The organism is Amycolatopsis sp. NPDC051128, from assembly GCF_040682715.1.
In the GTDB taxonomy this organism is placed as follows: Bacteria; Actinomycetota; Actinomycetes; order Mycobacteriales; family Pseudonocardiaceae; genus Amycolatopsis.
Map to the genome: position 1 here is coordinate 60077 of NZ_JBFBBN010000029.1, position 13125 is coordinate 73201.

8 protein-coding genes are annotated in these 13125 nt (G+C 69.6%); 3 read left to right on the plus strand and 5 right to left on the minus strand.

Annotation, left to right across the window (positions count from 1 at the left end; genetic code table 11):
* Nucleotides 1–25: 25 nt before the first annotated feature.
* The 4 genes from AB0M82_RS26930 to AB0M82_RS26945 all read right to left on the minus strand — a co-directional run bounded on the left by AB0M82_RS26930 (nucleotide 26) and on the right by AB0M82_RS26945 (nucleotide 6505).
* On the minus strand, nucleotides 26–1369 hold the full coding sequence (locus AB0M82_RS26930; protein WP_364727229.1) for a PHB depolymerase family esterase: 1344 nt from the start codon (nucleotides 1367–1369) through the stop codon (nucleotides 26–28).
* Nucleotides 1366–4227, minus strand: coding sequence for a PQQ-dependent sugar dehydrogenase (locus tag AB0M82_RS26935; RefSeq protein ID WP_364727231.1), 2862 nt, complete (start codon nucleotides 4225–4227; stop codon nucleotides 1366–1368). Before AB0M82_RS26935 ends, AB0M82_RS26930 begins: the two co-directional genes overlap by 4 nt.
* Nucleotides 4228–4275: 48 nt before the next feature.
* Nucleotides 4276–5379 (minus strand): ThuA domain-containing protein, encoded by a 1104-nt coding sequence (locus AB0M82_RS26940; RefSeq protein WP_364727234.1) that lies wholly within the window; start codon nucleotides 5377–5379, stop codon nucleotides 4276–4278.
* Between the two features lie 364 nt (nucleotides 5380–5743).
* Nucleotides 5744–6505 (minus strand): FCD domain-containing protein, encoded by a 762-nt coding sequence (locus AB0M82_RS26945; RefSeq protein ID WP_364727237.1) that lies wholly within the window; start codon nucleotides 6503–6505, stop codon nucleotides 5744–5746.
* A gap of 380 nt (nucleotides 6506–6885) precedes the next feature.
* On the opposite strand from AB0M82_RS26945, the gene AB0M82_RS26950 reads away from it, so the two are divergent.
* From AB0M82_RS26950 to AB0M82_RS26960, 3 genes are read left to right on the plus strand one after another with little or no spacing between them, the layout of a single operon-like run.
* A complete protein-coding gene (locus AB0M82_RS26950) occupies nucleotides 6886–9279 on the plus strand; it encodes an RICIN domain-containing protein (protein WP_364727239.1) in 2394 nt (797 codons plus the stop codon).
* A 23-nt stretch (nucleotides 9280–9302) separates the two neighbouring features.
* Nucleotides 9303–10403: a ricin-type beta-trefoil lectin domain protein gene (locus tag AB0M82_RS26955; RefSeq protein WP_364727241.1), complete on the plus strand. Its 1101-nt coding sequence runs from the start codon at nucleotides 9303–9305 to the stop codon at nucleotides 10401–10403.
* A gap of 15 nt (nucleotides 10404–10418) precedes the next feature.
* Nucleotides 10419–10982 (plus strand): DJ-1/PfpI family protein, encoded by a 564-nt coding sequence (locus AB0M82_RS26960; RefSeq protein WP_364727243.1) that lies wholly within the window; start codon nucleotides 10419–10421, stop codon nucleotides 10980–10982.
* 66 nt (nucleotides 10983–11048) lie between these two features.
* Here the strand turns inward: AB0M82_RS26960 and AB0M82_RS26965 are convergent, their stop codons facing one another.
* A complete protein-coding gene (locus tag AB0M82_RS26965) occupies nucleotides 11049–12932 on the minus strand; it encodes an SdrD B-like domain-containing protein (RefSeq protein ID WP_364727245.1) in 1884 nt (627 codons plus the stop codon).
* Nucleotides 12933–13125: the final 193 nt, after the last annotated feature.

The window sequence follows — 13125 nt, forward strand, 5'->3', positions numbered from 1 at the left end:
GCGGGAGGCCTGCTGTCGTGGTCGCCTAGGTCGGGGTGGGGCCGCTCCACTTCTGGTTCTGCCCGCCGGTGCAGGTTCCGAGACGGACCGCCGTGCCGTTGGCGGTCGAGCCCGCCGCGACCTCCAGGCAGAGCCCCGACTGCGTCCCGGTGATGGTGCCGTCGGCGTTGATGCGCCACTTCTGGTTGGTCCCGCCGTGGCACGCCCAGATGATCGTGGCCGTGCCCGCGCCGGTCCCGCCGCCCTCGGCGTCCAGGCAACGCAGCGTGTCACCGGAGTAGACGGTCAGCTCCCCCGCCGCGGTGGCGGTCCACGCCTGGTTGGTCCCGCCGTGGCAGTCCCAGATCTGGGTCCGCGTGCCCTGCGTCGTCGACTGGCCCGGTATGTCGAGGCACCGCCCCGCGGCCACCGAGCGCACCGGAGCGCTCGCGGGCGCCGGTCCGCCGCCGTTGTCGAGGCCGAGGAACGAAATCGCGTAGGCGAGCATCCCCGCCTGCGGCAGGGTGTGGCCGGTGCCCGCGATGGTGATGCCTTCCACCGTGGCCAGGGTTCCGATGATGCCGTAGCGGGTGCGCGTCCAGGACGACTGCGGGTGGTCGGTGAAGGACGGCGGCTGGGTCAGCTGGTGGAGGGCGGTCCACTGCTTGATCTCTTCGCCGTAGTTGGGGTAGGCCAGGGTGGTGTCCTGGTTCCCGTGCCACAGCTGCATCCTCGGATAGGCGCCCGCGTAACCGGGGTACATGGCGTGCGCCTGATCGGCCCACTGCTGCGCGGTCTTGATGACGTTCCCGCCGGCACACTGGCTGTTCCACAGCGAACCGTCGGTGGTCGCGAAGCACCCGGCGGGCACGCCGGAGAACGCGGAGCCGGCGGCGAACACGTCCGGGTACTCGGCGGCCAGGACGTTCGTCATCATGGCCCCCGAAGAGAACCCGCTGACCACGATGCGGCCCGGGTCCACGTTGTAGCGCTGGCGGGCCCAGGCGACCATCGACAGGACGCCGGTGGAGTCGCTGCCGCCGTTGCGGGTCAGGCCCGCCTTCGTGGACACGTCGAAGCAGTGCCCCTCCCGGGTGGCCTCCGGCACGACGATGACGTAGCCGTACCGGTCGGCCGCCGTCACGTAGTCGTGCCCGTTGCCGTTGAAGATCCCGCCCGCCGAGCCACCGCAGTAGTGCACGAGCACGAGCAGCGCCGGCTTCGGTGCGACCTTGTCCGGCACGTACAGGTACATGCCGAGGTTGGTCGGGTTGGGGCCGAAGTCGTTGACCTTGGTCAAGGTGGCGGCCGCTGCCGGGCCTGCGGTGAGGAACGCCGCGAGCGGCAGCAGCAGCACCATCGCCAGCAGACCGCGGAAGAGCCGGTTCATCGCAGCGTCCACTGCTGGTTGGCCTGGCCGCCGCAGGACCACAGGATGACCTTCGTCCCGTTGGCCGTGCCCTGTCCGTTCGCGTCGACGCACAGGCCCGACTGCACGCCGGAGATCGTGCCGTTGGCGTTGACGTTCCACTGCTGGTTGGTCTGGTTGTGGCAGTCCCAGATGATCACCTGCGTGCCGTTGGCCGTGCCGGAGCCGGACGCGTCGAGGCACTTGTTCCCGTAGACCATCAGCTGCTTGCCGCTGGTGTAGGTCCACCGCTGGTTGGCGGCCTGGCTGCCGCAGTCCTGCAGCTGCACCTGGGTCCCGTTCGTCGTCGACGAGTTCGGCACCTCGACGCAGCGGCCCGACTGCGTGCCCACGAGCTGCTTCCCCACCGGTGGCGGGGTGCCCGGCAGGCCGACCCCGGCGCCGGCGAAGTGCAGCCAGTTGACGTTGAACAGGTACGCGGCTCCGGTCTGGCCGGCGGGGTTGCGGGCCACGAAGTAGAGCTTGCCGGTCCCGGCGGGCGGGTTGGCCATGGTGGCCGTGAAGTTCTGCCAGTTCTGCCAGCCGCCCGTTCCGGCGATCGGAACCGAGGCGACCAGTGTGCCGTCGGGGGCGTTCCGGCGCACCTCGAGGGTTCCGCCGGAGCCGCCCGCCGAAGCCCGGACCTCGAGGCCGGTGATGTTGTTCAGCGCGACCGGGTCGAAGGACCACCAGTCACCGTCCTGGATGAACGCCGCGCTGCTGCCGCCGCCCATGGGATCGGTGGTGGCTTCCACCGCGACGCCCGCGGTGTCGGTGCCCTTCCCGTCCGCGGTGCGGCCGGTGGCGGCGAAGAACTCGGCCTGCTTGTGCTTGGGCTGCAGGATCACCTGGGAGCGGCCGGTGATCGGGTTGGCGCCGCCGGGCCCGCCCTTGTCCGTGTAAGACGCTTCGAGGACGTAGAAGATGTTGTCGCCCTCGCTGTGGCCCGAGGAAAGCGTGGTCTGCACCTGGACGGAGCAGCCGTGGTACTGGTCGAGCGGGTGACCGTGCTCGTCGTGGCCGAGGATGGCCTGGACGGTCACCTGCGAGCAGTCGATCGTCCCGTCCTCCGGATCGCTGACGGTGACGGCGAAGTTCACCTTGTCACCCCACTCGAACATCCCGCCCGCCGGTGGATTCGTGATGGTCAGCGTCGGTGCGTTGTTGCCGGCGGTGATGGTGATGCTCGCGGTCCCGGTGGCGCCGGCCGCGTTGGTCACGGTGAGCAGGGCGGTGTAGTTGCCCGCGGCGTAGGTGTGGCTGGGGTTCGCCTCGGTGGACGTGGTGCCGTCCCCGAAGTTCCACGAGTACCGCAACGCGGAGCCGCCCGGATCCGTCGAGCCGGCGCTGGAGAAGTTCACCGTGAGCGGGGCGGGCCCGCTGGTGCGGTCCGCGGCGGCCTTCGCGACCGGCGAGGCCGAACCGCCGCCGAGGTAGTCGACCCGGTCGATGGACGCGTCGGCGTTGCCGCCGCCGTAGCCGCTGCCCCACTCGATGACGTAGAGCGCGCCGTCCGGGCCGAAGTCGAAGTCCATCGGGCGGTTGAACTTGACCGACGGGAGCAGCCGGTCGATCGAGGTGACGTTCGTGCCACCGCTGTCCAGCTGGAAGGTGTACATCGAGCTGGTGTTCCACTCGGCGAACACCGCGCGGCCGTCGAAGTCGACCGGCCACTTGCGCGCCGAGTTGAGGTTCGGGTCGTACCGGTAGACCGGCCCGGCCATCGGCGCGCCGCCGGACAGCTGCGGGAAGTGCGCCGGGTCGGCGTTGTAGTGGTAGTACACCTGGGCCGGGATGGCCGGCGGCAGCTTGGTCAGGCCGGTGTTGTTCGGCGAGCTGTTGGTGGGGCCGCCGGCGCAGTCGAACTTCGGTCCCGAAGTGTTCGTGGCGAAGTTGTACTGGTTGTAGGCCTGGTTCGGGCCCATGCAGTAGGGCCAGCCGGCGTTGCCGGGCTTGCTGACCACGTCCCATTCCACGGTGTTCCGCGGGCCGCGGTTCGGGTTGTCGCTGCCCGCGTCCGGGCCGTAGTTGGCCACGAGCGGATACCCGGTCTTCGGGTCGAGGCCGATCCGGAACGGGTTGCGCTCGCCCATCATGTAGATCTCGGGACGGGTGTTGGCCGTCCCGGGCGCGAACAGGTTCCCCGCCGGGTTGGTGTAGGTGCCGTTGGCTTCCGGGTGGATCCGCAGGAGCTTCCCGGACAGGCTGTTGGTGTTGCCCGCGGTGCGCTGGGAGTCCCAGTACGCGCGGCCGGGCCGTTGGTCGAGCGGGCTGTAGCCGTCCGAAGCGAAGGGGTTGGTGTTGTCGCCGACGGCCAGCCAGAGGTTCCCGTTCGTCTTGTCGAAGGCCAGGCCGGCGCCGTGGTGGCAGCATTCGGCCCGCTGCACCGGGACGTTCAGCACCTGCTTCTCGGTCGACTGGTCGATCGTGTCGCCGTTGACGGTGAACCGGCTCAGCCGGTCGACGTCGGCGCCGTTGGGCGACCAGTAGACGTACACCCATTGGTTCGTCGCGAAACCGGGGTCCAGCGCGATGTTGAGCCCGCCGGACTCGTTGGCGGTGAACACGTTCAGGTGCGTCGACAGGACCGTGGTGCCGTTGGGTTTCACGACCTTCACGTCACCGAGCCGGTCGATGTAGAACACCCGGCCGTCCGGCGCCACGTCCAGCGCCATCGGGTTGGAGGTCTCGGTGTGCAGCGTCACCTTCTGGAACTTCGAGTCGGGCGGCAACGCCGCCTCGGCCGGGCTCGCGGGTGTCGTGAGCACCGGAACCACGGCGGCGACCAGGAACGCGGCCACCGCGAGCGCGCCGCGGCGCAGTGCGGATCTTCCGGACATGGCGAACTCTCCTCCAGGCGTAAAGGAACGGGCGTACGCGAAGACGGCTCAGCGCAGGGTCCACTGCTGGTTGGTCTGCCCACCGCAGGACCACAGGATGATCTTCGTGCCGTTGGCCGTGCCCTGGCCGTTCGCGTCGACGCACAGGTTCGACTGCGCACCGGTGATCGTGTTGTTCGCGTTAACATTCCACTGCTGATTGGGCTGTCCGGAGCAGTCCCAGATGATCACCGCCGTGCCGTTGGCCGTGCCACGGCCCGACGCGTCCAGGCACTTGTTCCCGTACACCATCAGCTGCTTGCCCGCGGTGTAGGTCCACGTCTGGTTCGGCTGAGCGGCGACGCAGTCGCGCAGCTGCACCTGCGTCCCGTTCGCCGTCGACGCGTTCGGCACCTCCACGCACCGGCCCGACTGCGTGCCGACGATCTGCTTCCCGACCGGCGGCGGTGTCGTGGTGACCGAGCAGTCGGCGGGGACCGCCCCGGCCGCGGTCTGGATCCCGCCCAGCAGCAGGCGCAGGAAGTTCGGCTCGCTGTAGCTGGCGATCGTGTGGCCCATCCCCGTGTACCAGGACCGGCCACCGTCGAAGTTCCGGCACCAGGTGGTCGGGTGATCGGCTCCCATCGTGGCGCCCGAATAACTGGATTCGTCCACAGTGGTCAGAACGTGGACGGACGGCCGCGGGCTGGCGCGGAAGTCGTACCACTCGTCGTAACGAGTGAACTGGGCGGGCAGGCCCTGCGTGGACGGGTGGTTCCGGTCCTCGACCTTGACCACCGCGTTCTGCTGCGCGGGGTGCTGCTTGAAGTAGGCACCGACCAATTGGCCGTACCAGGCCCAGTTGTACCCGCCATCGGACGCGGCGTGGACGCCGGCGAACCCGCCGCCGTGCTGGATGTAGCGCTGGAACGCGTCCTTCCCGGCCTGGGTGCCGACCGGATCACCGGTCGTGTTGAGGAACACCACGGCGGCGTACTGGGTGAGGTTGGCGTCGGTGAACTGCGAGTCGTCCTCGGTCGCGTCCACCGTGAAGTTGTTCTGCTGGCCCAGTTGCCGGATCGCGGCGATGCCGGCCGGGATGGAGTCGTGCCGGAAGCCGGTCGTCTTCGAAAAGACCAGGACCTTGAAGGCCGCCGCGGGCGAAGCGGACACGGGTGCCGGCGTGAAGAGCGCCAGCAGCGACGCGGCGAAGAGAGCGGTTGCACGGAGAGGACGAGACAACATTGTCACGAGTACTCCTCGGAGGAGTGCGGGGCGGCGGCGGGGTGCGCCGTGAAACTGTCGAAAGCTAGCAGCCATGAGGCCGGACTCAGATTAGGAGCGAACGGCGACCCGGGTCAATGAGCAGTTCCGTAACACTGAAACTTACGTGCTCACAACGGGTTCCGCCGCCACACACGCCGACACCGTTCGACGACGCCGTCGGCGGTGCCGCACCAGGAAACGGCGGAACCGGCCGCCCGGTAAACGCGCGCGCCACAATTCCCGGAGACCGGCTCCGGGTTTTCCTCGGCGATTACCCGCCGAAGACACGACGCTTGATCTCGCGACGGTAATCCTCCAGGGTGTTGTCGATGTGAATGGTGGCCGCCCGCGCCGCCGCCTCCGGGTCGCCATCGCGGATCGCCCGGTAGATCGCGGCGTGCTCGTCAATCGCGCCCGACGCGTGCCCGCCGATCCCGCCGCACATCCCGATGATGTTCGACTGGCGCTGCAGACGGCGGGCTCCACGCACCGCCGCGACCAGGAACTGGTTGTGCGACGCGGCGGCGATGCCGAGGTGGAAGTCGTCGTCGCCCCGGTCGAACAGCGCGGTCTGCCCGGTCAGGTGGCCCTGCCGGCAGGTTTCGGCGGCGGCTTCGATCGTGCGGAGCTCCGCCGGGGTGGCGATGGCCGCCGCCAGCCGGCTGGCGGCGGTCTCCTGGAGCCGGCGGTACTCGAAAAGCATGTAGACGTGATCGAGATCGGTCGGCAGGAAGAACTCTCCCCAGCGGGACGAGCCGAGCATGCCCTCGTCGTCGGCCACGTACAGCCCACGGCCCTTGTGCGCCCGGACCCGGCCGATCGCCGAAAGGATCTTGACGGCCTCCCGCACCAGGGTCCGGCTCGTCCCCATCCGGGCCGCCAGCTCGATCTCGGTCGGCATCCGGTCGCCGGGCCGCAACTCCCGCTCGGCGATGAGGTGCAGGATCTGCTCGGCCGCCACCTCGTAACCCGGCCGGTACGGGCCGGGCGGCGCGGCGTCGGTCGTGACCGCCGGCAGGGGCACACCATCCACCGGCAGACTCCTTCGTCGCGGGCCACACTCGGATGAGTGCGACTTACCGACACTCAAGTGTCGTACTCCCCCGCCCCAATCACGCAGGTTAAGCGGATGTAGTGATCAGGTCAACACTTTCGGCGACGGCATGAAACTTACATGCTTCCGCCGAACCGAAGTCGGCGATGAGCACGCTCTTTGCTTGACGTCGGCAGACCCTGCTGCTCTCATGGATTCCCGGCGTGCCCACGAACTTCGCGAACCCCAGCGGTCGACGGCTGAGACACGGCACGTCGTCCGATACCTCGCGCGGTTCACGGCCTCCGATGAGTCCGACACATCCTTCAGTCCACCTGTCCGCTTCGACGGGTGAGTACCACAACGAAGTGGAGTGCCTGATGAGGGACACCAGCCGCGCCGCCAGATCCGTGGTCGCCGCGGTCGCCGCGGTGGGCATCGCCGTCGCCGGGACCGCGGTCGCCGCCGCGCCCGCCGAAGCCGCGACCGTCACCATCGCCGTCGACCCGGCCGGGAACGACGCGAACCCCGGCACCCCCGAACAACCCGTCGCCACCCCGGCCAAGGCCCAGCAGCTGGCCCGGGCCCGGGCGGGAAGCGACGACGTCGTCGTGCAGCTCGCCGGCGGCACCTACCGGCTCACCGCCCCGCTGTCGTTCACCAGCGCCGACTCCGGGCAGAACGGCCACACCGTCACCTGGCAGGCGGCACCCGGGCAGACGCCGGTCCTGTCCGGCGGGACGCAGGTCGGCGGCTGGACGGTCCAGGACTCCGGCCAGAACATCTGGGTGGCGTCCGTGCCGCCGGGCGCCGACTCCCGGCAGCTGTTCGTGGACGGCGCACTGGCGCCGCGCGCGTCGATCCCGCTGTCCCGCAACGACGTGCGGATGACCACGACCGGCATGACCATCACCAACTCCGCGCTGAACTACCTGGCGACGCTGCCGCAGCAGAACCGGATCGAGGTGGAGAGCCAGAACTCGTTCACCGACCGGTACGCCCCGGTCGACCGCATCAGCGGCTCCACGATCACCATGCAGCAACCCGCCTGGAACAACAACAACTGGGGCTACGACACCCTCGCCAAGCCCTTCGGCGGCGGTCAGCTGTTCCTCGAGAACTCTTACTCGTTCCTCAAGAACACGGGCCAGTGGTACCTGGACCCGCAGGCCGGGAAGCTCTACTACAAGGCACCATCGGGCTGGGTGCCCGGCAGCCACGACGTCGAGCTGCCGCGGCTGACCTCGCTGCTGCAGATCAGCGGCAGCTACGACAACCCGGTGCGCAACATCGCCTTCAAGGACCTGCACTTCGAGCACACCACCTGGCTCACGCCGAGCACGTCGGTCGGGTACGCCAACCAGCAGACCGGCACGTTCCTCCCGGCCGCGGCGCCCATGCCGGCCGACTTCCTGACCTCCTGCCAGTCGGGCTGCCAGCAGTTCGAAGGCGCCCGCAACGGCTGGGCACAGGCACCCGCCGCCGTGCAGGTCTCGGCCGCCACCGCGATCACCTTCAGCGGCAACACCTTCACCCACCTCGGCCAGGTGGCGCTCGGCATCGGCAACGACGCGAACGCCCACGCCTCCGGCATCGGCCTCGGGGCGTCGTCGATCACCGTCGACCACAACACGTTCACGGAGGTTTCGGGCGGGGGCGTCATCGTCGGCGGGGTGCGGCCGGACGCCCACCACCCGTCGAACCCGGCGATGACCAACAAGGACGTCACCATCTCCAACAACACGGTGAGCCGGGTCGCCCTGGACTACCGGGAAATGGCCGGCATCCTGTCGACCTACGCCACGCACACCGTCATCACGCACAACGACGTTTCCAACCTGACCTACGACGGCATCGACGTCGGCTGGGGCTGGGGCGCCAACGACCAGGGCGGCAGCCAGGACTACCGCAACCGCGGCCTGTACAACTACCAGCCCGTCTACAGCACGCCGACGACACTGCGTGACACGGTCGTCAGCTACAACCGGGTGCACGGCACCAAGAAGCTCATGCACGACGGCGGAAGCATCTACAACCTCTCCGCCAACCCGGGAAGCTCCATCGACCACAACCACATCTACGACAACAACCGCACGGTCGGGCTGTACCTGGACGAAGGTTCCCGCTACGTGAACCTGTCGGCCAACGTGATCCAGGACTCCGGGGTCTGGGCCTTCACCAACGCCAACGGGGCCAACAACACCAACGACAGCACCTTCTCCGGGAACTGGTACAACGGCGGCGCGACCCAGGTGGCCACCGGGTCGCCGCACAACAACGTCCTGAGCGGGAACGTCCAGGTGAGCGGGACCAACTGGCCGTCCGGCGCGCAGCAGGTCATCGCGGCCGTCGGGCCGGGCGGCACCGGCCCCGGCCCGGTCGCGAGCCCGGTGCGCGCCGTCGGCGCGGGCAAGTGCCTGGACGTCAACGGCGGCAGCACCACCGCCGGCGCCCAGGTGCAGATCTGGGACTGCCACGGCGGCACGAACCAGTCCTGGACCCGGAGCACCGCGGGCGAGCTGACCGTCTACAGCGGCGACAGCACCCGGTGCCTGGACGCCTCCGGCCAGGGCACCAGCCCCGGCACCAAGATCGTCGTCTGGAACTGCAACGGCGGAGCCAACCAGCGGTGGCAGGTCACCGCGAACGGCACCATCACCGGTGTCCAGTCCGGGCTGTGCCTCGACGTGACCGACAGCGCCACGGCGAACGGCACCCTCGTCCGGCTGTGGACGTGCACCGGGCAGGCCAACCAGAAGTGGACGCTGGGCTAGTCCCGGCGCATCGAGGAGAGACAGTGCGAACACGACTCAGGTGGCTCGTGACCGCCGCGGTGGCCGTGGTCACCACGGCGTTGCTGCCGGGAACCCCGGCCGTCGCCGATTCCAACGGCGGTGTCCGCGTCATGCCGCTCGGCGACTCCATCACCGAAGGCACCCAGGTCCCCGGCGGGTACCGGATCGGGCTCTGGCAGCGGCTCTCGGCGGGCGGCTACCAGGTGGACTTCGTCGGCTCGCAGGTCAACGGCCCGGCCACGCTCGGCGACCGTGACCACGAGGGACACCCGGGGTGGCGCATCGACCAGCTCGACGCGAACATCGTCAACTGGCTGCGCACCACCACTCCGCACACGGTGCTGCTGCACATCGGCACCAACGACGTCCTGCAGAACTTCGACGTCGCCCGCGCGCCCGCCCGCCTGTCGGGGCTGATCGACCACATCACCGCGACGGCGCCGGACGCCGAGGTCTTCGTCGCGACGATCATCCCGCTCGCCAACGCCGGGCAGGAGTCCGCCGCCCGCACCTACAACGCCGCCGTCCCCGGCATCGTGCGGAACAACCAGAACGCCGGCAAGCACGTGCACCTGGTGGACATGCACGCCGCGCTGACCGCCGCCGACCTGATCGACGGCGTCCACCCCACGGCCACCGGCTACGACAAGATGGCCGCGACGTGGTTCGCCGCGCTGCAGTCCGTGCCGGGAAGCATCGGCACCCCGAGCACGTCCTCCGGCCGGCAGATCGTCGGCGCGCAGTCCGGCCGCTGCCTGGACGTCCCGTCGTCCGCCAACGGCACCCAGGTGCAGTTGTGGGACTGCGGCGGACAGGCCGGCCAGCAGTGGACCGCCACCGGCAAGCAGCTGGCCGTCAACGGAACCAAATGCCTGGACGCCTCCGGCCAAGGCACCGTCGACGGCACGCCGGTGATCGTCTGGGACTGCGGCGGGCAGGCCAACCAGCAGTGGACCGTCAACGCCGACGGCACGATCACCGGAGTGCAGTCCGGCCGGTGCCTGGACGCGAACGGCCAGGGCACGGCCAACGGCACGAAGCTCATCTTGTGGACGTGCAACGGGCAGGCCAACCAGCGATGGGTGCTGCGCGCCGCGTCCTGACCGGAAGGAGCGAAGATGGCACGAGTACTGGTGCTGACCGGCGACGCCGCCGAAGAGCTCGACACGATGTACCCGGTGTTCCGCCTGCGCGAGGGCGGTCACGAGGCGATCATGGCCGCGCCGACGACGCGGGCGGTGAAGCTCGTCATCCACGACTTCGAAGCCGGTTGGGACGCCTACACCGAGAAGCCCGGCCACCAGCTGCCCGTCGACGTCGCGTTCGGCGACGTGCGCCCCGACGGCTACGACGCGCTGGTGATCCCCGGCGGACGGGCACCGGAGTACCTCCGGACCGACCCGGAGGTCGCCCGCATCGTCACGCACTTCTTCGACCGGAGCCTCCCGGTCGGCACGATCTGCCACGGCGCGCAGGTGCCGGCCGCGCTCGGGCTCCTCCGCGGCCGCACCACGGCCGCTTACCCGCCCCTGAAGGCCGACATGGAACAGGCGGGCGCCACGTTCGCCGACGAGCCCGACGTCGTGGACGGCGCGATGGTGTCCTGCCGCGGCTGGCCCGACCTGCCCCGGTGGTCCCGCGCGTTCCTGCAGGTGCTCGAGAAGGCGAGCGGTCCGGCCTGAGGGTCGTCCGCTGCCTGGGGAAAGTGCTGAGGCGGGGCTCCAGCCGCCCCGCCTCAGCACCCCGGTTCACGACCGCCGGCCGAACCACTTCCCGAGGCGACGACGCCGGCTGACGAGGATCAGCGCACCGCCGCCTCCGAGGAGGAGCAGGGCCGGCGTGATCAGCCCACCGACGGCCACACCCGTGTACGACAGCCCGCCGGGTTCGGCCAGGGCAGCCGCCTCGTGGTCGACGTAGCCCGCATCGAGGGTGAAGTCTTCCCGATGACCCGGGCCCTGCTCCGCCGGGCGGGTACAGCCGCCGGGGCAATTCACCGGCGGGACGATCCCGAGGTCCTCGTTCAGGTCCGACCGGTGGCCGACGCCGACCGTGACGGGCTTCGCGCAGCTCGTCGCCGGATCGACCGCGGAATCCTCTCCGTCGTAGCCGCCGGCACCCGGCTTCGTCGGCACGTACTCGGTGTACGGGGCCGCCAACCCGGACAGAGCGAAGCACACCTTGTAGGTGCCGTCCGGGACGTTCTCGAACAGGTACTTGCCCGACTTGCCGGTCGTGGCCGAGGCGACGATCTCGCCGTCCTCGCCGACCAGGGTGACCGGAACCTCCGGCACACCGGGCTCGCCGCCGTCCTGCCGTCCGGACTTGTCCTTGTCGTACCAGACGAAGTCGCCGATCCGGCCGGGCGGCGCGACGATCCCCGCGTCGAGGGTCAGGTCCTCCCGGTGACCGGCCTCGAGCACCGTCGGCTCCGTGCAGCCGGTGGCCGGGTCGGCCGCCGAGTCGGTGCCGTTGTGTCCGGCGGCGTTCCGCTTGGTCAGCGCATGGTCCGCATAGCCGGCAGGCAGGTTCTTGACGTTGAAACACACCTTGTAGGTGTCGTCGGGCAGGTCGGTGAAGAGGTACTTCCCGTCCGGACCGGTCTTGACCGTGTTCCTGGCCGACCGACTGGTGCTGTCCTGGAGCACCACCGTCACGCCCGCCACGCCCGGCTCGCCGGCGTCCTGAATCTCGTTCCCGTCGCGGTCGACCCAGACGAAGTCGCCGACGCGGTTCACCGGTGCCGCGATGCCCATGTCGAGGGTGAGATCCTGGCGCTTCTCCGGACCGAGCACCGTCACGCCGGTACAGCCCGTCGCCAGGTCAGCCGCCGAATCGGTGCCGTCGTGCCCTGCCGCGTTCCGCTTCGTCACCTGGTAGTCCGCATAGGCGCCCGGCAGCTTCTTGACGTCGAAGCACACCCGGTACGCCCCGTCCGGCAAGCTGGTGAACAGGTACCTCCCGTCCGGCCCCGTCGTCACCGCCGGACCGGACGGCTTGCCCGCGCCGTCCTGCAACGTCGCCTTGACGCCCGGCACAGGCGTTTCACCCTGGTCCTGGATGCCGTTCTTGTTCGCGTCCATCCACACGTAGTCACCGAGCTTGTTCAACGACGCGGTGGAAATACCCGCGTCCTGGGTGTGGTCGACGGTGCCGGCCTCGCCGGTCGTCACCTTCGCGAGACCCGCGCTGTCCACTTTGGAAGTTGTCTGGGGGTTGGCGCCGGCGTTCGGCACGGTCCACTTCAGACTGGCGACCGGTGGTGCGCCCGGAAGCTTCGTCGAGTCGATCCCGCTGTAGTCGAATTTCAGCGTGTAGCAGGTCTTCGGGAGAAGTCCCTGTGCCGCGCCGAAGTAGTAGAGACCGTTCGCGTCCGTCGTCGCCGTGGCCAGCGGCGCGCCGGTGCCGGCACACGACAGCAACTGCACGACGACACCCGCCACACCGGGTTCGGCCGGATCCTGGACGCCGCTCTGGTCGGTGTCGAACCACGCCCGGTCGCCGATCTGGAGCAGCCGCGCGGGGTTCTCCACCAGCCCGCCGGCCGGGGTCCCGTCCGCCCGCTGCGCCGGACCTTGCGCCCGCGCCTGCGTGCCGGCCGAACTCATCAGCGCGCCCACGAGCAAGCTCACGACGGCGACACCCAAGGTCCTCTTCAACACCGCTCCACTCCCATGACAGGCCCTTGCACCGGATGACCCTGGCCGCAGCGTAGGGAGAACGGCCGGTGGTCCGCGACACGAACGAAGCAAGCCGTCACCCGCACGCACACGTTCCCCCACCACGAGCCGCGAAATTCACCAATTCGAGTGACACTCCCACGTG

What these genes read in the sequence shown, in the direction of transcription:
- AB0M82_RS26930 (WP_364727229.1), bottom strand. Translation starts at nt 1,369, where the DNA reads ATGAACCGGCTCTTCCGCGGTCTGCTGGCGATGGTGCTGCTGCTGCCG.
- AB0M82_RS26935 (WP_364727231.1), bottom strand. Translation starts at nt 4,227, where the DNA reads ATGTCCGGAAGATCCGCACTGCGCCGCGGCGCGCTCGCGGTGGCCGCG.
- AB0M82_RS26950 (WP_364727239.1), top strand. Translation starts at nt 6,886, where the DNA reads ATGAGGGACACCAGCCGCGCCGCCAGATCCGTGGTCGCCGCGGTCGCC.
- AB0M82_RS26960 (WP_364727243.1), top strand. Translation starts at nt 10,419, where the DNA reads ATGGCACGAGTACTGGTGCTGACCGGCGACGCCGCCGAAGAGCTCGAC.